The 18,417-nt window shown below is 70.6% G+C and carries 17 protein-coding genes; 15 read left to right on the top strand and 2 right to left on the bottom strand.

The window, feature by feature from the left end:
• The first annotated feature begins 1 nt into the window (after position 1).
• The 10 genes from dxr (at position 2) to rbfA (ending at position 12,750) form a co-directional block, all read left to right on the top strand.
• Positions 2–1,114 (top strand): 1-deoxy-D-xylulose-5-phosphate reductoisomerase, encoded by a 1,113-nt coding sequence (dxr, locus tag DEJ35_RS09815; protein WP_111123640.1) that lies wholly within the window; start codon positions 2–4, stop codon positions 1,112–1,114.
• A 124-nt stretch (positions 1,115–1,238) separates the two neighbouring features.
• Complete coding sequence (locus tag DEJ35_RS09810) at positions 1,239–2,573, top strand: RIP metalloprotease (protein ID WP_181435558.1); 1,335 nt, start codon at positions 1,239–1,241, stop codon at positions 2,571–2,573.
• Between the two features lie 26 nt (positions 2,574–2,599).
• Positions 2,600–4,078 carry a cytosine permease gene (locus DEJ35_RS09805; protein WP_111090433.1) on the top strand — a complete coding sequence of 493 codons (1,479 nt, stop codon included), beginning with the start codon at positions 2,600–2,602 and terminating at the stop codon, positions 4,076–4,078.
• The gene (locus tag DEJ35_RS09800; protein ID WP_111090432.1) at positions 4,075–4,635 is read left to right on the top strand and encodes a cysteine hydrolase family protein; all 561 of its coding nucleotides are present in this window, start codon (positions 4,075–4,077) and stop codon (positions 4,633–4,635) included. Before DEJ35_RS09805 ends, DEJ35_RS09800 begins: the two co-directional genes overlap by 4 nt.
• 56 nt (positions 4,636–4,691) lie before the next feature.
• Positions 4,692–5,846 (top strand): flavodoxin-dependent (E)-4-hydroxy-3-methylbut-2-enyl-diphosphate synthase, encoded by a 1,155-nt coding sequence (gene ispG, locus DEJ35_RS09795; protein WP_181430089.1) that lies wholly within the window; start codon positions 4,692–4,694, stop codon positions 5,844–5,846.
• Positions 5,847–5,969: 123 nt separating this feature from the next.
• Positions 5,970–7,721 (top strand): proline--tRNA ligase, encoded by a 1,752-nt coding sequence (locus tag DEJ35_RS09790; RefSeq protein WP_110858991.1) that lies wholly within the window; start codon positions 5,970–5,972, stop codon positions 7,719–7,721.
• A gap of 143 nt (positions 7,722–7,864) precedes the next feature.
• The gene (nusA, locus tag DEJ35_RS09785; protein WP_027465762.1) at positions 7,865–8,860 is read left to right on the top strand and encodes a transcription termination factor NusA; all 996 of its coding nucleotides are present in this window, start codon (positions 7,865–7,867) and stop codon (positions 8,858–8,860) included.
• Between the two features lie 68 nt (positions 8,861–8,928).
• Positions 8,929–9,240, top strand: a complete 312-nt coding sequence (locus tag DEJ35_RS09780) for a YlxR family protein (protein WP_031259737.1) — start codon at positions 8,929–8,931, stop codon at positions 9,238–9,240.
• A 74-nt stretch (positions 9,241–9,314) separates the two neighbouring features.
• Positions 9,315–12,164 carry a translation initiation factor IF-2 gene (gene infB / locus DEJ35_RS09775; RefSeq protein ID WP_110858990.1) on the top strand — a complete coding sequence of 950 codons (2,850 nt, stop codon included), beginning with the start codon at positions 9,315–9,317 and terminating at the stop codon, positions 12,162–12,164.
• Positions 12,165–12,276: 112 nt separating this feature from the next.
• Positions 12,277–12,750, top strand: a complete 474-nt coding sequence (gene rbfA, locus DEJ35_RS09770; protein ID WP_111123645.1) for a 30S ribosome-binding factor RbfA — start codon at positions 12,277–12,279, stop codon at positions 12,748–12,750.
• Here the strand turns inward: rbfA and DEJ35_RS09765 are convergent.
• Positions 12,747–13,673: an A/G-specific adenine glycosylase gene (locus DEJ35_RS09765; protein WP_375342439.1), complete on the bottom strand. Its 927-nt coding sequence runs from the start codon at positions 13,671–13,673 to the stop codon at positions 12,747–12,749. The two genes, rbfA and DEJ35_RS09765, sit on opposite strands and share 4 nt — an antisense overlap.
• Positions 13,674–13,725: 52 nt before the next feature.
• Between DEJ35_RS09765 and DEJ35_RS09760 the strand changes: the two genes are divergently transcribed.
• Genes DEJ35_RS09760 through DEJ35_RS09740 form a run of 5 tightly spaced genes read left to right on the top strand, consistent with a single transcriptional unit; the run spans position 13,726 to position 16,991 of the window.
• A complete protein-coding gene (locus DEJ35_RS09760; RefSeq protein ID WP_111123646.1) occupies positions 13,726–14,172 on the top strand; it encodes a hypothetical protein in 447 nt (148 codons plus the stop codon).
• Positions 14,173–14,194: 22 nt separating this feature from the next.
• Positions 14,195–15,157 carry a tRNA pseudouridine(55) synthase TruB gene (truB, locus tag DEJ35_RS09755; protein WP_111090430.1) on the top strand — a complete coding sequence of 321 codons (963 nt, stop codon included), beginning with the start codon at positions 14,195–14,197 and terminating at the stop codon, positions 15,155–15,157.
• Positions 15,154–15,519, top strand: coding sequence for a hypothetical protein (locus DEJ35_RS09750; protein WP_110858986.1), 366 nt, complete (start codon positions 15,154–15,156; stop codon positions 15,517–15,519). The genes truB and DEJ35_RS09750 overlap by 4 nt, the downstream gene beginning before the upstream one ends.
• Positions 15,520–15,564: 45 nt before the next feature.
• Positions 15,565–16,020 carry a hypothetical protein gene (locus DEJ35_RS09745; protein ID WP_110858985.1) on the top strand — a complete coding sequence of 152 codons (456 nt, stop codon included), beginning with the start codon at positions 15,565–15,567 and terminating at the stop codon, positions 16,018–16,020.
• 8 nt (positions 16,021–16,028) lie between these two features.
• A complete protein-coding gene (locus DEJ35_RS09740) occupies positions 16,029–16,991 on the top strand; it encodes a bifunctional riboflavin kinase/FAD synthetase (RefSeq protein WP_110858984.1) in 963 nt (320 codons plus the stop codon).
• A 118-nt stretch (positions 16,992–17,109) separates the two neighbouring features.
• On the opposite strand, the gene DEJ35_RS09735 is transcribed toward DEJ35_RS09740, so the two are convergent.
• Positions 17,110–18,342 carry a DUF349 domain-containing protein gene (locus tag DEJ35_RS09735; protein WP_027465754.1) on the bottom strand — a complete coding sequence of 411 codons (1,233 nt, stop codon included), beginning with the start codon at positions 18,340–18,342 and terminating at the stop codon, positions 17,110–17,112.
• Positions 18,343–18,417 lie beyond the last annotated feature (75 nt).

Here is an 18,417-nt window from a genome sequence, read left to right as displayed (position 1 = left end):
CGTGACGGACGGCCGCCCCGGCAGCACCGGTCCGGACCGCAGACGCATCGTCGTCCTCGGCAGCACCGGCTCGATCGGCACCCAGGCGCTCGACGTCGTCGCCCGCAACCCCGACCGGTTCGAGGTCGTCGGCCTCACCGCCGGCAGCAACCGCGATCTCGTCGCCGAGCAGGCCGCCCGCTTCGGCGTGCGCGACACCGCGTTCGGAGCGGCCGACTCGGAGCGGCTCGTCCGGAGCGTCGAGGCCGACGTCGTGCTCAACGGCATCACCGGTTCGGTCGGGCTCGGTCCGACGCTGGCCGCACTCGAGAGCGGTGCCACGCTCGCCCTCGCGAACAAGGAGAGCCTGATCGTCGGCGGCTCCCTCGTGCAGCAGGCCGCGGCGCCCGGTCAGATCGTGCCCGTCGACAGCGAGCACTCCGCGATCGCGCAAGCGCTCCGCGCCGGCGTCGACACCGAGGTGCAGCGGCTCGTCCTCACCGCGAGCGGGGGCCCGTTCCGCGGGCGCACCCGCGAGCAGCTCCGCGACGTCACCCCTGCCCAGGCGCTGGCGCACCCCACCTGGGACATGGGGCTCGTCGTCACGACGAACTCCGCCACCCTGGTGAACAAGGGGCTCGAGGTCATCGAGGCCCACCTGCTCTTCGACGTGCCGTACGACCGCATCGACGTCACCGTGCACGCGCAGTCCATCGTGCACTCGATGGTCGAGTTCGTCGACGGTTCCACCATCGCCCAGGCGTCGCCGCCGGACATGCGCCTGCCGATCGCGCTCGGCCTGGCCTGGCCGGACCGGGTGCCGGGTGTCGGCGTGCCGCTCGACTGGACGACCGCGAGCACGTGGACGTTCGAGCCCCTCGACCAGGACGCCTTCGGCGCCGTCGCCCTCGCGAAGCGGGTGGGCGAGCTGGGCGGGACGTTCCCGGCCGTGTTCAACGCCGCGAACGAGCAGGCCGTCGCCGCGTTCCACGCCGGCGCGATCGGTTTCCTGGACATCGTCGACACGGTCGAGCGCATCGTCGAGGAGCACACCGCGGGGGAGCCGTCACTCGACGGCGTGCTCGCGGCGGAGCAGTGGGCGCGCACCGCTGCGGACCGCGCGCTGACCCGCTGACGCGAGTCGCGCCTCCCGTCCGACGCGGAGGCGGCAGACCGCGGACGGCGACGGACGGGAGGCCCTGATCACCTCTCAGACGGCGCTCGGCTCCGTCATGGAATCAGTCCCGTACTCTTTCCCGGTGACCGTCGAATCCGTCCTGCTCTTCGTCCTCGGCGTGGTCGTCTTCATCATCGGCCTGCTGGTCTCGATCGGACTCCACGAGCTGGGGCACCTGTCCTTCGCGAAGCTCTTCAACGTCAAGGTGACGCAGTACTCACTGGGCTTCGGCAAGGCGATGTGGTCGTTCAAGCGGGGTGAGACCGAGTACGGGATCCGTCCGATCCTGCTCGGTGGGTACATCTCGATGGTCGGCATGCTCAAGCCGCGCGCCTCGGGCCGGGCGAACGCCATCACGAACACCGGCATGTACGGCGCGTTCGTGCAGGACGCCCGTCAGGCCAGCGCCGAGCAGATCGCGGACTCCGGTGGCGACGACTCCCGCGCCTTCTACCGCCTGACGCCGTGGAAGCGGATCATCGTGATGGTCGCGGGCCCGGCCATGAACCTGGTGATCGGCATCGTGCTGTTCGGTGTCCTGCTGTGCGGGTTCGGGGCGCCGACCACGACCTTCACGTCGAGCGTCGAGTGCGTGCTGCCGAACAGCCGGACGACCGAGTGCTCGCCCGGCGACGCCGTGTCGCCGGCGAAGCAGGCGGGCATCGAGTCCGGCGACGTCGTGCTCTCGGTGAACGGCGAGCAGGACCCCACGATCACCCGCGTCTCCGAGGTCTTCCAGGAGTCCGCCGGTGAGCAGGTCACCGTGGTGGTCGAGCGCGACGGCGCCCGCAAGACCCTCGAGATCACCCCGACGACCGCCACCCGCGACGTCTACGACGCCGAGGGCAAGGTCGTCGAGAACGACGACGGCACCACGAAGACCCAGCGCGTCGGCGTGGTCGGCGTCAGCATCGGGCAGTCCCTGGTGCGGCAGTCCCCGGCCGAGGTGCTGCCCGCGACCGGCGCCCAGATCGCGGCGTCGGCGCACCTGATCATCGACCTGCCGCAGCGCCTGGTCGCGGTGTGGAACGCCGCGTTCGGTGCCCAGGAGCGGTCGCAGGACAGCCCCGTGTCGGTGGTGGGCGTGGGCCGTGCGATCGGCGAGGTCTCGTCGATGAGCGGTGTCCCCGTGGTCGACAAGGCGTACACGATCCTCGGGCTGCTGGCCTCGCTCAACATCGGCCTGTTCGTGCTGAACATGGTGCCGCTGCTGCCCCTCGACGGCGGACACATCGCGGGTGCGCTCTGGGAAGCGATCAAGCGACGCTCGTTCAAGCTCGTCGGCAAGGCGGACCCGGGGCCCATCGACCTGGCGAAGACGATGCCGCTGACGATGGTGGTCGTGGTGCTGCTGGCGGGCATGAGCGCCCTGCTCATCTACGCCGACATCGTTCGACCGGTGAACCTCTTCGGGTAGGGCTGCCGAGCCACTACGCTCAGCGCATGAGCACAGCCGCCACGAACCCGCCCGAGGTTCGCGCCGTCGAACGCCAGGGGCTCGACGTCATCGCCGAGTCCGACCGGAAGGGCACCCCGAGGGGGTTGTTCTGGCCGTGGTTCGCCGCCAACATCTCCGTCCTCGGCCTGAGCTACGGCTCCTTCGTCCTCGGCTTCGGCATCTCGCTGGCCCAGGCGACGATCGTCTCGGTCATCGGGGTGGTGTTCTCGTTCCTGCTGTGCGGCGTCGTCGCGATCGCCGGCAAACGCGGGTCCGCGCCGACGATGGTGCTGAGCCGCGCGGCCTTCGGGGTCCGTGGCAACCGCGTGCCGTCGTTCCTCAGCTGGGTCCTCACCGTCGGGTGGGAGACGTCGCTCGCCGCGCTGGCGGTCCTGGCGACCTCGACGGTGTTCACCGAGCTCGGCTGGGACGGCGGGGTGCTGACGAAGATCGTCGCGCTCGTCGTGGTCGCCGCACTGATCGTCGGAGCCGGCATCGCCGGGTTCGACGTCATCATGCGCCTGCAGACCGTGATCACCGTCGTCACCGCCGTGTTGACCGTTGTCTACATCGTGCTCGCCGCGCCGACGATCGACTTCGCAGCGCTCGGTGCCCTCCCGTCCGGCAGCGGGCAGAACGTCATCGGGGCGCTCGTCCTCGTGATGACCGGGTTCGGACTCGGCTGGGTGAACGCCGCCGCTGACTACTCGCGGTACCTGCCACGGAACGCCTCGACGGGCGGTGTCGTCGGCTGGACGACGTTCGGCGGTGCCCTCGCACCGGCAGTCCTCGTGGTGATCGGCGTGATGCTGGCGGGGTCGTCACCGGACCTGAACGACGCGATCGGAGCCGACCCGATCGGCGCGCTCACGACGGTGCTCCCCGTCTGGTTCCTCATCCCGTTCGCGATCGTGGCGATCCTCGGGCTCGTCGGGGGAGCCGTCCTCGACATCTACTCGTCGGGCCTCGCACTGCTGAGCGTCGGTGTGAAGATCTCGCGTCCGGCCGCCGCGGGTGTCGACGGTGTGATCATGGTCGCCGGTGCCGTCTACGTCGCCTTCTTCGCGCAGGACTTCATCTCGCCGTTCCAGGCCTTCCTCGTGACCCTCGGCGTCCCGATCGCCGCGTGGGCCGGGATCTTCGTCGCCGACGTCCTGCTCCGTCGACGCGCCTACGCCGAGGCCGAGCTCGACGACCGCCGCGGGCGCTACGGCGATGTCCGATGGCTGCCGATCGCGCTCGTCGTGCTCGGTACCTTGCTCGGGTGGGGCCTCGTGACGAACACCTACGGCGTCCCCGCCTGGCTCAACTGGCAGGGCTACCTGCTCGGCCCGTTCGGCCTCGGTGGCCGCGAGGGGCCGTGGGCGTACGCGAACCTCGGCGTCCTCGTCGCCCTGGTCGTCGGGTTCCTCGGCACGCTGCTGTTCGCGCGCGGGTCGATCCGCCGTCAGGAAGCACTCGGCACCCCGGACAACCTGCGATGAGCGCTGCGATCCGCGACGACGCCTGGCTCGTCGTCATCGACATGCAGCAGGTCTTCACCGGCGAGAACCCGTGGGCCGCACCGCGGTACGACCACGCCGGCGCCGGCGTCGAGCGGCTCCTGCCGCGGTTCACGGGCCGCACGGTGTTCACCCGCTTCGTGGCACCGGCGCAGCCCGAGGGCGCGTGGGTGCCGTACTACCGCGACTGGCCCTTCGCACTGGTCCCGGACGCCGACCCGCTGTACGCGCTCACCGAGCCGTTCGCGTCGGCCGCCGCGGACCGGAACGACCCCGTCGTGACGGAGCCGACCTTCGGCAAGTGGGGGACGAGCCTCCGGGCCGTCGTCGGCGACCACCCGCACCTGGTGCTGACGGGGGTCTCGACCGACTGCTGCGTGCTGTCGACCGCGCTGGCGGCGGCCGACGCCGGTGCGACGGTGACCGTCGTGGCCGACGCCTGCGCCGGCGGGACCGACGCGGACCACGACCGTGCGCTCGCGGCGATGCGGCTCTACGCCCCGCTCATCACCGTCGTGGACTCGGTCGGGGACCTCTGAACGGACCCACGGGGACCGGACCCGGCACGGTCAGACCGAGCGCGTAGAGTGCTCACGTGCCCGCAGTCAACCTCGGTATGCCCAAGTCCCCCGAAACCCTCGCTCCGCGTCGCAAGTCGCGGCAGATCCGGGTCGGCAAGGTGCTCGTGGGCGGCGACGCCCCGGTGTCCGTGCAGTCGATGACCACGACGCAGACCACGAACATCAACGCGACGCTGCAGCAGATCGCCGAGCTCACGGCCTCGGGCTGCGACATCGTCCGGGTCGCCGTGCCCACCCAGGACGACGCCGACGCGCTGGCGATCATCGCGAAGAAGTCGCAGATCCCCGTGATCGCCGACATCCACTTCCAGCCGAAGTACGTCTTCCAGGCGATCGACGCCGGCTGTGCCGCCGTCCGCGTCAACCCGGGCAACATCCGCAAGTTCGACGACCAGGTCGGCGCGATCGCCAAGGCCGCCAAGGACGCCGGCGTCTCGCTCCGCATCGGCGTGAACGCGGGGTCGCTCGAGCCGAGCCTGCTGCAGAAGTACGGCAAGGCCACCCCCGAGGCGCTCGTCGAGTCCGCCGTGTGGGAAGCCTCGCTGTTCGAGGAGCACGACTTCCACGACTTCAAGATCTCGGTCAAGCACAACGACCCGATCGTCATGGTCAAGGCCTACCGCCAGCTCGCCGCCGCCGGCGACTGGCCGCTGCATCTCGGCGTGACCGAGGCCGGCCCGGAGTTCCAGGGCACCATCAAGAGCGCCACCGCGTTCGGCATCCTGCTGGCCGAGGGCATCGGCGACACCATCCGCGTGTCGCTCTCCGCCCCGCCCGCGCAAGAGGTCAAGGTCGGCCTGCAGATCCTGCAGTCGCTCAACCTGCGGGAGCGCAAGCTCGAGATCGTCTCCTGCCCGAGCTGCGGTCGCGCGCAGGTCGACGTGTACCAGCTCGCGAACGACGTCACCAAGGGGCTCGAGGGCATGACCGTCCCGCTCCGAGTCGCCGTCATGGGCTGCGTCGTGAACGGCCCGGGCGAGGCACGCGAGGCCGACCTGGGCGTCGCCTCGGGCAACGGCAAGGGGCAGATCTTCGTCAAGGGCCAGGTCGTCAAGACCGTGCCCGAGGCCGAGATCGTCCAGACCCTGATCGACGAGGCGAACCGCATCGCGGACGAGATGGGTCCGGCCGCCGCCACGGGCACGCCCCAGGTCGTCACGACCGTCTAGCGCCGGTTCTCGCGCGGTGGGCGCCCGACGCGTCGTTCTCGCGCGTGGCGCGCGACGCGTCGTTCTCGCGCGTGGTGCGAGGGGCCGCACGCACCGGGCAGGCACCGCCACTAGGCTTGCCCCGTGGTCACACGGCTTTCGCATCTGTTCCTCCGTACGCTCCGCGACGACCCCTCCGACGCCGAGGTGACGAGCCACAAGCTGCTCGTCCGCGCCGGGTACGTCCGTCGCCAGTCCCCGGGGATCTTCGCCTGGCTGCCGCTCGGACTCCGCGTGCGCGCCAAGATCGAGGCGATCATCCGCGACGAGATGGTCGCCGCCGGTGCGCAGGAGGTCCTGCTGCCGGCGCTGCTGCCGCGCGAGCCGTACGAGGCGACGAACCGCTGGACCGAGTACGGCGACGGCATGTTCCGCCTGCAGGACCGCAAGGGCTCCGACTACCTGCTCGCGCCCACGCACGAGGAGATGTTCGCGCTCCTGGTGAAGGACCTGTACTCGTCCTACAAGGACCTGCCGGTGACGCTGTTCCAGATCCAGGACAAGTACCGCGACGAGGCCCGGCCCCGCGCCGGACTCCTGCGCGGCCGCGAGTTCACCATGAAGGACGCGTACTCGTTCGACCTCACCGACGAGGGCCTCGAGCGCAGCTACCAGGTCATGCGCGACGCGTACGAGAAGATCTTCGCCCGCCTCGGCCTCGACTACGTCATCGTCAAGGCCGACGCCGGTGCGATGGGCGGCTCCAAGTCCGAGGAGTTCCTGCACCCGATCGGCGTCGGCGAGGACACCTTCGTCCGCAGCGCCGGCGGCTACGCGGCCAACGTCGAGGCCTACGTCACCCCCGTCCCCGAGTCGCTGCCGATCGAGGGCCAGCCCGAGCCCGTGCTGCTGCCGGCGTCGGACACCCCGACGATCGACACGCTCGTCGCCCACGCGAACCAGGTCGCGCCGCGCGATGGTGCTCCGTGGACCGCGGCCGACACGCTGAAGAACGTCGTCCTCGCGCTCACCCACCTCGACGGCACGCGCGAGGTCGTGGTCGTCGGCCTGCCCGGTGACCGCGACGTCGACCTGAAGCGCGCCGAGGTGTCGTTCGCCCCGGCCGAGGTCGAGGCCGCCGGCGACGACGACTTCAAGAAGCACCGGGGCCTGGTGAAGGGCTACATCGGCCCGCAGGTCCTCGGCGCCGACAGCGCCACCGGCATCCGCTACTTCGTCGACCCCCGTGTGGTCGACGGCACGAGCTGGATCACCGGCGCCAACGAGCGCGGCGTGCACGTCTCCGGCCTCGTCGCCGGCCGCGACTTCGTGGCCGACGGTGTCGTCGAGGTCTCCGACGTCCGCGCCGGTGACCCGTCCCCGGACGGCTCCGGCCCGCTCGAGACCGCTCGCGGCATGGAGATCGGGCACGTGTTCCAGCTCGGTCGGAAGTACGCCGAGGCGCTCGGTCTCAAGGTGCAGGACGAGAACGGCAAGCTCGCCACGGTCACGATGGGCTCGTACGGCATCGGCGTGACCCGCATCCTCGCGATCCTGGCCGAGTCCCACAACGACGAGAAGGGCCTGGTCTGGCCGAAGAACGTCGCGCCGTTCGACGTGCACATCGTCGCCACCGGACGTGACCAGGTCGCCTACGACCTGGCGGCCTCCGTCGTCGCCGAGCTCGAGGGCGAGCGGTTCGACGTGCTGTACGACGACCGCCCGAAGGTGTCGCCCGGCGTGAAGCTCCGCGATGCCGAGCTGCTCGGCATGCCGATCGTCGTCGTCGCCGGCCGCGGCGCCGCCGAGGGCGTCGTCGAGCTGTGGGACCGCGCGACCGGCGACCGCCGCGACGTGCCGGTGGCCGACCTGCTCGACGCGGTCCGGGCGATCTAGACGCGACCCCTGACGGACAGGAGGCCCGTGGCGACGCCGCCACGGGCCTCCTGTCCGTCTCCTGGTTCTGGGGTAGGCTTGTGGCCGACTTCTGCGCAGTTCCACCCCGCAGGAGCGACTCATCTGAATACGGAGGCACCTCGGTGAAGATCGATCTCGCAGTCCTGCGACTCATGGAGCGCGAGCGGGAGATCCCGTTCGACGAGCTCGTCCAGATCATCGAATCTGCCATCCTGACCGCCTACCAGAAGCACGCCGACGAGAACGGCGAGCCGGCCCACGCGCAGTCGCGTGTGGAGCTCGACCGCAAGTCCGGCGAGGTCAGCGTCTACGTCCCCGAGCTCGACGACGAGGGCACCGTCATCGGTGAAGCCGTCGACCAGCCGAGTGACTTCGGACGCATCGCGGCCTTCGCGGCGAAGCAGGTCATCAACCAGCGCCTGCGCGACATCGGCGACGACAAGATCCTCGGCGAGTTCCGCGGCAAGGAAGGCGACATCGTCGCGGGCGTGGTCCAGCAGGGCCCGAACCCGAAGATGGTGCACGTCGACCTCGGCACGATCGAGGCGATCCTGCCGCCCGAGGAGCAGGTGCCGGGGGAGTCCTACACGCACGGCTCCCGCATCCGCGTCTACGTGACGAGCGTGGCCCGTGGCAACAAGGGCCCGCAGATCATCGTCTCGCGCACGCACCCGGGCCTCGTCCGGAAGCTCTTCGCGCTCGAGGTCCCGGAGATCGCGTCCGGTGTCGTCGAGATCACCTCGCTCGCCCGCGAGGCCGGGCACCGCACGAAGATCGCCGTCAAGGCGAACGAGCCCGGTGTGAACGCGAAGGGTGCCTGCATCGGCGAGCTCGGCGCACGTGTCCGCGCCGTCACGAACGAGCTCGGTGCCGAGAAGATCGACATCGTCGACTACTCGTCCGACCTGGCGTCGTTCGTCGCGAGCGCCCTGTCGCCGGCCAAGGTGACGAGTGCGTTCGTGCTCGACGCCTCGACGAAGGCCGTCCGCGCGCTCGTGCCGGACTACCAGCTGTCGCTCGCGATCGGCAAGGAAGGGCAGAACGCCCGCCTCGCCGCGAAGCTCACCGGTGCCCGCATCGACATCCAGCCGGACTCCATCCTGGACGGCGAGGACTAGGACGATTTCGCTCCCGGCGCGCCCTGCGAGGGCGCGCCGGATCGCGCACGTCCGAGGCAAGGAGTAGAGTGGTTCCCGTCAGAACGTGCATCGGCAGTCGTCGTCGCGCTTCCCGATCCTCCCTCCTCCGAGTCGTCGCCCTGAGCGACGGCCGTGTCGTGGCGGATCCGAAGGCAGTCATGCCGGGGCGGGGAGCGTGGCTCACACCGACCGTCGATGCCTACGATCTGGCCGTCAAGCGCAGGGCTTTCCGCCGTGCGCTCCGGTTGGATCGCGATCCCGACACGTCCGCGGTGCTCGACCACATCGTCGGTCTCCCACAGGAACCGGCCGAGCGCCCGGACATGACAGAACAGGCTGAACGGCTTATGGACAACTGATGAGCGGCTCGAAATGAGACCCGTCATCCATTGAGTCCTGCCCCTTCACGGGGTGGGACCCGTGAAGGAGAACAGTGGCTAAACCACGCGTACACGAGATCGCAAGCGAACTCGGCGTCGACAGCAAGACCGCACTCGAGAAGCTCAAGGAGCTCGGCGAGTTCGTCCGGGGTGCCAGCTCGAGCATCGAGCCCCCCGTGGCACGGAAGCTCCGTGCCGCCCTCCAGGCAGACGGCGCCCCCGCGGCGAAGCCCGCCGCCTCGGCCTCCGCGCCGAGCGCACCCGCCAAGGCAAGCGCGCCGAAGTCGAGTGCACCGAAGCCCGGCGGCCCCCGTCCGGGCCCGGCTCGTCCGGCACCGGCTCCCGAGCCCGAGGCCCCGGCAGCACCCGCTGCCGACGTGCCCGCACCGGCCGCACCGAAGTCCGTCGCCCAGCGACAGGCCGAGGCCGAGGCCGCGCAGAAGGCCCGCGCCGAGAAGCAGGCCGCTGAGAAGCAGGCCGCCGAGGCAGGCGGGTCGACCGACGCAGCGCCGAAGTCCGACGCCGTGAAGCCGGGCACCAGCCCGAAGGCTCCCGCGGCCGCCGGTCCGAAGCCGGGTGGCCCCAAGCCCGGTGCACGTCCGGGCAACAACCCGTACTCGTCGAACCAGGGCATGGGCTCGCGCCCGCCGCGCCCCGGCAACAACCCGTACTCGTCCAACCAGGGCATGGGCCAGCGCCCGGCCGCCGGCGCAGCCGGTGGCGGTGGCATCCCGCGTCCGCAGCCCCCGCGTCCGGGCACGCCCCGTCCGGGTGCTCCGCGTCCCGGTGGTCCCGGTCAGGGCAACCGTCCCAACGGCTTCGGGCAGCGCCCGGGCCAGGGTGGTGGCCGTGGCGGCCCCGGTGCCCGTCCGGGTGCCGGCGGCGGTGCCGGTGGCGGCTTCCCCCGTCCGGCCTTCAGCGGCCCGCGTCCCGCCGGTGGCGGTGGCCGTGGTCGTGGCCCCGGTGGTGGTACCGCCGGTGCGTTCGGTCGCGGTGGCGGCAAGAGCCGTGCCCGCAAGTCGAAGCGGACGAAGCGCGCCGAGTACGAGATGCGTCAGGCACCGTCGCTCGGCGGTGTGCAGGTCCCTCGCGGCGACGGCAACACGGTCGTCCGACTCCGTCGTGGTGCGAGCATCTCGGACTTCGCGGACAAGATCGACGCCATGCCCGGCAACCTCGTGACGGTGCTGTTCCACCTCGGTGAGATGGCGACCGCGACCGAGTCGCTGGACGAGGCCACGTTCGAGGTCCTCGGTGACGAGCTGGGCTACAAGATCCAGATCGTCTCGCCCGAGGACGAGGACAAGGAGCTCCTCGAGGGCTTCGACATCGACCTCGACGCAGAACTCGAGGACGAAGACGACGACGTGCTGCAGCAGCGGCCGCCGGTGGTCACCGTCATGGGTCACGTCGACCACGGCAAGACCCGCCTCCTCGACGCGATCCGCAACTCGAAGGTCGTCGAGGGCGAGGCCGGTGGCATCACCCAGCACATCGGTGCGTACCAGATCGTCGCCCAGCACGAGGGCATCGACCGCCCGATCACCTTCATCGACACCCCGGGTCACGAGGCCTTCACGGCCATGCGTGCCCGCGGTGCCCAGGTGACGGACATCGCGATCCTCGTGGTCGCGGCGGACGACGGCATCATGCCCCAGACCATCGAGGCGTTGAACCACGCGCAGTCGGCCGGTGTGCCGATCGTCGTCGCGGTCAACAAGATCGACAAGGAAGGCGCGAACCCCGCCAAGGTCCGCCAGCAGCTCACCGAGTACAACCTGGTGGCCGAGGAGTACGGCGGCGACGTCATGTTCGTCGACGTGTCGGCGCGGCAGAACATCGGCATCCAGGAGCTCCTGGACGCCGTGCTGCTCACCGCGGACGCCGGTCTCGACCTGCGTGCGAACCCCGACAAGGACGCCCGTGGTGTCGCGATCGAGGCCCGGCTCGACAAGGGTCGCGGTGCAGTCGCCACGGTCCTCATCCAGTCCGGCACGCTCCACGTCGGTGACGCCATCGTGGCGGGCACGGCCTACGGCCGAGTCCGTGCGATGACGGACGAGAACGGGGTCGCGGTCAAGGCCGCGACGCCGAGCCGCCCGGTCCAGGTGCAGGGTCTGTCCTCGGTGCCCCGCGCCGGTGACACCTTCCTCGTCACCGAAGAGGACCGCACGGCTCGTCAGATCGCCGAGAAGCGTGAAGCCGCCGAGCGCAACGCCCTGCTGGCGAAGTCGCGCAAGCGCATCTCGCTCGAGGACTTCACCCGTGCTCTCGAAGAGGGCAAGGTCGAGTCGCTCAACCTCATCATCAAGGGTGACGTCTCCGGTGCCGTCGAGGCACTCGAGCAGTCGCTCCTGGACATCGAGGTCGACGACAGCGTCCAGCTCCGCATCCTGCACCGCGGTGTCGGTGCGATCACGGAGTCGGACATCGACCTCGCCACGATCGACAACGCCATCGTCATCGGCTTCAACGTCCGTCCGGACGTCAAGGCCCGCGAGCGTGCGGCGCGTGAAGGCATCGACGTGCGCTTCTACTCGGTCATCTACAACGCACTCGACGACATCGAGCAGTCCCTCAAGGGCATGCTCAAGCCCGAGTACGAAGAGGTCCAGTCGGGCGTCGCCGAGATCCGCGAGGTGTTCCGTTCCTCGAAGTTCGGCAACATCGCGGGTGTCATCGTCCGCTCCGGCACGATCACGCGCAACGCCAAGGCGCGCGTCATCCGCGAGGGTGTGGTGATCGCCGATGGCCTGGCCATCGAGTCGCTGCGTCGCTTCAAGGACGACGTGACCGAGGTCCGCACGGACTTCGAAGCCGGTATCGGTCTGGGCAAGTTCAACGACATCCAGATCGGCGACGAGGTCGAGACGACCGAACTCGTCGAGAAGCCGCGCGACTGATCGCGTGACTCCTCTGGGCCCCGGCCTCCCCGTGCGGGAGGCCGGGGCCCGACCCCTTTCCCACGCAGGACCACCGGCGGGAAGCGTCCCGCCACTGCCTCAGGAGGCACCAATGGCCGATCCGCAGCGCGCACGCAAGATGGCGGACCGCATCAAGGAAGTCGTCGCACGTCGACTCGACAAGGGTCTGCGGGACCCGCGACTCGGGTTCGTCACGATCACCGATGTCCGTGTGACCGGTGACCTGCAGCACGCGTCGATCTTCTACACCGTGTACGGCACCGACGAGGAGCGTGCGGACTCCGCCGCGGCGCTCAAGGCGGCGACCGGCATGCTCCGGTCCGAGGTCGGCAAGAACATCACCGCCCGGCTCACGCCGTCGCTCGAGTTCATCGCCGACGCCCTGCCCGAGACCTCGGCACACATGGAGGACCTGCTCGTGCAGGCCCAGGTGCGTGACGAGCAGGTGCGGGCAGCCTCGGTGGGCGCGACGTACGCCGGCGACGCCGACCCGTACAAGCGCGACGAGGACGACGAAGCCGACGACGCTGCCGAGACCGACGGCTCCGCCGAGCCGCGTTCCTAGGTCCCGGGCAGCTGGTAGCCGCTCGCGTCGTCGCCGACGGCCAGTCCGTCACGCAGGAGCGACGCGAGCGCCCGGTCGCGCTGGTCGGCGTCCGGCCACACCGGTTCGATCTCGGACCGGGTGACCGGCACGTCGCTGGCGCGCAGCTCGGCCATGATCAGGCCGCGCACCTGGCGGTCACTGCCGGCGAACTTCGCCTGCCGCGGAACTCGCGGCCCGTCGTGCTCCGGGTACCCGGCCGCACGCCACACGCAGCGGTCCGCGATCGGGCACGCGTCGCAAGCGGGGGAGCGGGACACGCACACGAGCGCGCCGAGCTCCATCACGGCGGCGTTCGTGGCGGCTGCGTCGTCGCGGTCCGCCGGCAGCACGGACTCCATCAGCGGGAGGTCCTGCTTCGCCTTCGCCGGCCCGGGTTCGCCCTGGCCGAGGACCGCACGTGCGAGCACGCGGCGCACGTTGACGTCCACGACCGGGTGCCGGTCGCCGTACGCGAAGACCGCGACGGCCCGCGCGGTGTAGTCGCCGATGCCCGGCAGCGCGAGCAGGACGTCGACGTCGCGCGGCACGACGTTGCCGTGGTGGGTCGCGATGGCGGTCGCCGCCGCGTGCAGCGCGAGCGCGCGTCTCGGATAGCCGAGCCGGTCCCAGGCACGCACCGCCTCGGACGGCGGCGAGTCCGCGAGGTCGCGAGGCGTCGGCCACCGGGTGAGCCACGCCTCCAGACGGGGGATCACGCGCGCGACCTGCGTCTGCTGCAGCATGATCTCGCTGACGAGCGTCCCCCACGCGGGGAAGCCGGGGCGCCGCCACGGCAGGTCCCGCGCCTGCTGCCGGAACCACGCGATCAGCGGGGTCGCGATGTCGGGCCGTTCCGGCGTGGCCGGCTCCTGCACGCCGCGTCGCGCGGTCGGTTCGTCCACATCCGGTCTGGAGGCCCGACGCGCGTTCACCTCGACAGCCTACGGTGGACGCATGGCACGCTGGGCACCAGAAGAGACCGACACGATGGCTGCGATCGCTGCAGAGGCGATCGCGCAGGTCGGCACGAACCGCACCGTCATCGGCGTCGACGGGCAGGACGGCACCGACCTCGAACGGGTCGCGGCCGCGCTCGTCACCGGTTTCGAGCAGCACGGGGTCTCCGCGATGGCGGCAGCCGCGCCGTCCGCCGACCAGGACACGCTCCGGTCCGACCTGGTGACGCCGTTCCGCACAACCGGAGCCGGTGACGGTGTCCTGGTCGTGCACGGGCGGGGCGTCCTGGCCCCGGGGGTGCGTACCCTGTGGCGCTGGTCGCTGTGGGTGGAGCAGGAGTCCGGCCGGCTCGAGCGCCGTGCCGACGTGAAGATCGCGGCCTCCGCCGTGCTCGACGTCACCGATCCCGAGCACCCCCGTCGCGAGTGGAACGACGCCTGCTGACCGGCGCTGGTAATCTCGCCTGGTGCTCGAAACCGCGCCGGACGGCATCCTCCTCGTCGACAAACCGCAGGGGATCTCCAGCCACCGGGTGGTCTCCATCGCCCGTCGGCGCCTCGGCCTGAAGAAGGTCGGCCACGCCGGGACCCTCGACCCCATGGCCACCGGGCTGCTGCTGCTCGGCATCGGGCCGTCCACCCGGTTGCTGACGCACCTGGTGGGCCTGGACAAGACCTACACGGCGACCATCCGGCTCGGTGTCTCGACGGACTCGGACGACGCCGACGGCACGCCGACCGCTGCCGTCGGTGTGATCGCTGCCGACGTCTCGGACGACGCCGTCGAGACCGCCGTCGCAGCACAGCGGGGTGTGATCGACCAGGTCCCGTCCACGGTCAGCGCGATCAAGGTCGACGGGCGCCGTGCCTACGACCTGGCGCGCAAGGGCGAGGCGGTGGAGCTCAAGTCGCGCACGGTGACCGTCTCGCAGTTCGACGTGACGACGCGGAACGAGCGGACCGTCGCCGTCGACGGCACCGACATCGCCGTGGTGGACCTCGACGTCGTCGTGACCTGCTCGTCGGGCACCTACGTCCGCGCGCTCGCGCGTGACGTCGGCGCTGCCCTCGGCACCGGAGCGCACCTCGTCGCGCTCCGGCGGACCCGCGTCGGACCGTTCGACGTGCAGGACGCGATCGACCTCGAGGACGACACCGTCGACGTCCGCGCCGCGCTCGCACGTCCGGCGGACATCGCCCGGCGGCTCTTCTCGTCCGTGACCCTCGACGCAGCCTCGGCGAAGGACCTCAGCGACGGCAAGCGCGTCGCGGCCGAGCACCCCGACTCGGACGGTCCGGTGGCAGCGGTCACCGCGTCCGACGACCGGCTGGTCGGCCTCGTCTCCGTCCGCCGTGGACTGCTCCGGGTCATCACGAACTTCCCGACGCCCGGTGCGTCGTCCTCCTCGCAGACCGGAGCCCGCGCGTGATCGAGTGGTACATGTGGGTGCAGCTGGTGCTCGCCGTGGTGGTGGGGCTCTTCGCGGTCGTCGTGGGGTTCATCGGTTGGAAGCCGAACGACTACACCGTCGGCGCCCTCGTGCTCATCGAACTGCTGCTCCTGGTGCAGGGCGTCATCTCGATCGTGCTGCCGGCGACGGGCAGTCCGCCCGACGGCAACGCGCTCGAGTTCGGGGTGTACGCCGTGTCGGTGCTGCTCGTCCCACCGGCCGCGGTCGTGTGGGCACTGGTCGACCGCACGAAGTGGAGCACCGTGGTGCTCGGCGCCGGGGCCTTCACCGTCGCGGTGATGGTCTACCGGATGTACCAGATCTGGTTCGCGCTGAACTGACGCCAGAGGTCATGCGCGGAGCCGCGCGTCGGTAGAATCGGTGCAATGGCGACCAGATCCTCACTCGCGACCGGCATCGGCCGCGTCCTCATCGCCGTGTACGGCATCCTCGCGCTGGCGGCGACCGGACGCAGCGTCGTGCAGATCATCGAGAAGTTCTCGTTCGCACCGTTCGCCTACACGCTCAGTGCCATCGCTGCCGTCGTCTACATCGTCGCGATGATCGCCCTCATCGTGCCCGGCCGGTTCTGGTACCGGGTCGCCTGCGTCACGATCGTGTTCGAGATGACCGGCGTGCTCGTCATCGGCACCCTGTCGCTGTTCGACCGCCAGTTGTTCCCCGACGACACCATCTGGTCGTACTACGGGATGGGCTACGCCTTCGCGCCGCTCGTGCTGCCGATCGCCGGGCTCTGGTGGCTCCGCAAGCACCACCGCACCGCGGTCACCGAGTCGTCGGCACCGGTTGCGTCCTCGTCCACCGCCCCGGCGAGCGAGTAGGAGCAGCCGTGCAGTTCTACGAGGACACCGCCGACGTGGCGGACGGGTTCGGGCCGAGTGCGGTCACCATCGGCAAGTTCGACGGCGTGCACGTCGGGCACCGTGCCGTCATCGCACACCTCGAGCGTGCCGCTCGCGAGCACGACCTCGTGGCCACCGTGGTCACGTTCGACCGCCACCCGCTCAACGTCATCGACCCGCCGCACGTCCCGCCGGCCCTGACGAGCACCGCGCAGCGCCGCGAACTGCTCGAGGATGCCGGGGTGGACGCCACCCTGCTGCTCCGGTTCGACCAGGAACTGCAGTCGAAGTCGCCCGAGGCGTTCGTGTCCGAGATCCTCGTCGACACCCTGCACGCCCGGCTCGTCTTCGTCGGCAGCGACTTCCGTTTCGGCGCGAAGGGCGCCGGCGACGTCGCGCTGCTGCGTGCCATGGGGGAGCAGCACGGGTTCACGGTCGAGCTCATCGACGACGTGGACCTGATCGACGACGTCCGACCCGACGGTGAGCGCCGGGTGTCCTCCACCTGGATCCGGGAGCTCCTGGGTCAGGGCCGTGTGGCCGAGGCCGCACGACTCCTCGGGCGGGAACACGCCGTGCGGAGCGTCGTGGTGCACGGCAACCAGCGCGGCCGGGCGATGGGGTACCCCACCGCGAACCTCGACCCGGCGTGCGAGGGCTTCGTCCCCGCCGACGGCGTCTACGCCGCCCGGGTGCTGCACGACGGCACCGTCTACCCGGCAGCGGTGTCGGTCGGCAACAACCCGACGTTCGAGGGCGTGCCGGCGAAGCAGATCGAGGCGCACCTGCTCGACGTCGACATCGACCTGTACGGCGATCGCATCTCGGTGCTCTTCGTGTCGTACGTGCGCGGCATGGTGAAGTTCTCGTCGATGGACGAGCTCGCCGCGCAGATGCGGCAGGACGACCTCGACATCCGGCTGCTGCTCGGACTGCCCGCGCCGGTCTGACCTGCTGAGCACGCTGGATCGGCCAGCACGCTGGTCCGGCTCGCCCGCTGGTTCCCCCGGCACGAACGACGCCCCCGTGACCGATCGGTCACGGGGGCGTCGTTCGTGGTGCGGAGGCTCAGCCGCCCAGGGCGTCGAGCCAGATCTTGCGGGCGTCGAGGGCTTCCTGCGCGTCCTTGATCTTCCGGGCGTCGCCGGTGGCCTGCGCCGCGGCGAGCTCGGACTGGAGCTTGCCGATCGCGTCTTCCAGCTGGCTCGCGAGGCCGTTCTGACGGGCCTTGCGCTCCGGGTTCGATTCCTTCCAGTGCGCGTCCTCGAGCCCACGCACGTGGTCCTCGACGGCACGCAGGCGGTCCTCGACCCGACGGACGTCACCGCGGGGGACCTTGCCGATCTCGTCCCACCGGCGCTGGATCCCGGTGAGGGTCTTGCGCGCGGCCACCCGGTCGGTCGCCTGCAGGAGCGGCTCGGCCTCGGTCAGCAGGGCCTGCTTCGCCTCGAGGTTGGCGGAGAACTCTTCGTTCTCAGCTGCGCTCTCGGCGTGGCGCTGCTCGAACAGCACGTCTCCGGCGGCCTTGAAGCGCGCCCAGAGTGCGTCGTCGTGGCGCTTGCCTGCCCGCCCGGCGTTCTTCCAGTCGTCGAGGAGCTGGCGGTAGTCCGGGATCGCGTCGGAACCGCGGGGCGCGAGGGCCTCGGCCTGCGCCACGAGCTCCTGCTTGCGGGTCCGGGCGTCACGGTGCTGTGCGTCCAGCTCGGAGTAGAAGGCACGACGGTGCTGGTCAACGGTGGACCGCGCTGCGCGGAACCGCTTCCAGAGGTCGTTGGCCTCGTTCTTGGGGATGCGCGGGCCGTCGTGCTGGTGCTGCTGCCAGCGCGCGAACACGTCGTCGAGCTGCGCCGTGATCTGCTTCCACTGCGCGCGCGCCGGATCCACCGCGGCGAGTGCCTCGGCTTCCTCGACCAGGGCGGTGCGGTGCGCCAGGGCGTCCTGCAGCGCCTGCTGCGCCTGTTCCGCCTGCTCCTTGGTGAGCGAGCCGAGCTGCTCGGTGAGCGCGCCCACGCGGGTCTCGAGCGACTTGATGTCACCCACCACCCGCGCGTCGGCGACCAGAGCGGTCAGGTGCTCCACCGTCCGGGCGACGTCGTTCGCCGACGCACCGCGCTGGACGCGCTGCTCGGCGATCTTCACCTGCCCCTCGAGGTCGGCGTACTTCCGCGCGAAGTAGGCGAGGGCTTCTTCGGGGGTGGCGTCCGGGTACTCACCGACAGCACGTTCGGTCTCTTCGTACCGGACGTACACGGTCCCGTTCTCGTCGACCCGCCCCCAGGTCGTTGCTTCGTCAGATCCCACAGGTCTCGCCTCGATCGTGGTCGTGCATCGCCGACGTCACCGTCGGCACGGTCAGGTCGTCAGCCTATTGCACGG

The organism is Curtobacterium sp. MCPF17_051, assembly GCF_003234595.1.
Classification (GTDB): Bacteria; Actinomycetota; Actinomycetes; order Actinomycetales; family Microbacteriaceae; genus Curtobacterium; species Curtobacterium flaccumfaciens.
Note: the sequence above shows the minus strand (reverse complement) of the source record. Positions and strands in the feature narration are given on the sequence as shown.

Bases quoted from the DNA above. Each gene is read 5' to 3' on its own strand.
- DEJ35_RS09805 (WP_111090433.1), top strand. From the start codon at position 2,600: ATGAGCACAGCCGCCACGAACCCGCCCGAGGTTCGCGCCGTCGAACGC.
- DEJ35_RS09745 (WP_110858985.1), top strand. From the start codon at position 15,565: ATGGCGACCAGATCCTCACTCGCGACCGGCATCGGCCGCGTCCTCATC.
- DEJ35_RS09800 (WP_111090432.1), top strand. From the start codon at position 4,075: ATGAGCGCTGCGATCCGCGACGACGCCTGGCTCGTCGTCATCGACATG.
- rbfA (WP_111123645.1), top strand. From the start codon at position 12,277: ATGGCCGATCCGCAGCGCGCACGCAAGATGGCGGACCGCATCAAGGAA.
- DEJ35_RS09760 (WP_111123646.1), top strand. From the start codon at position 13,726: ATGGCACGCTGGGCACCAGAAGAGACCGACACGATGGCTGCGATCGCT.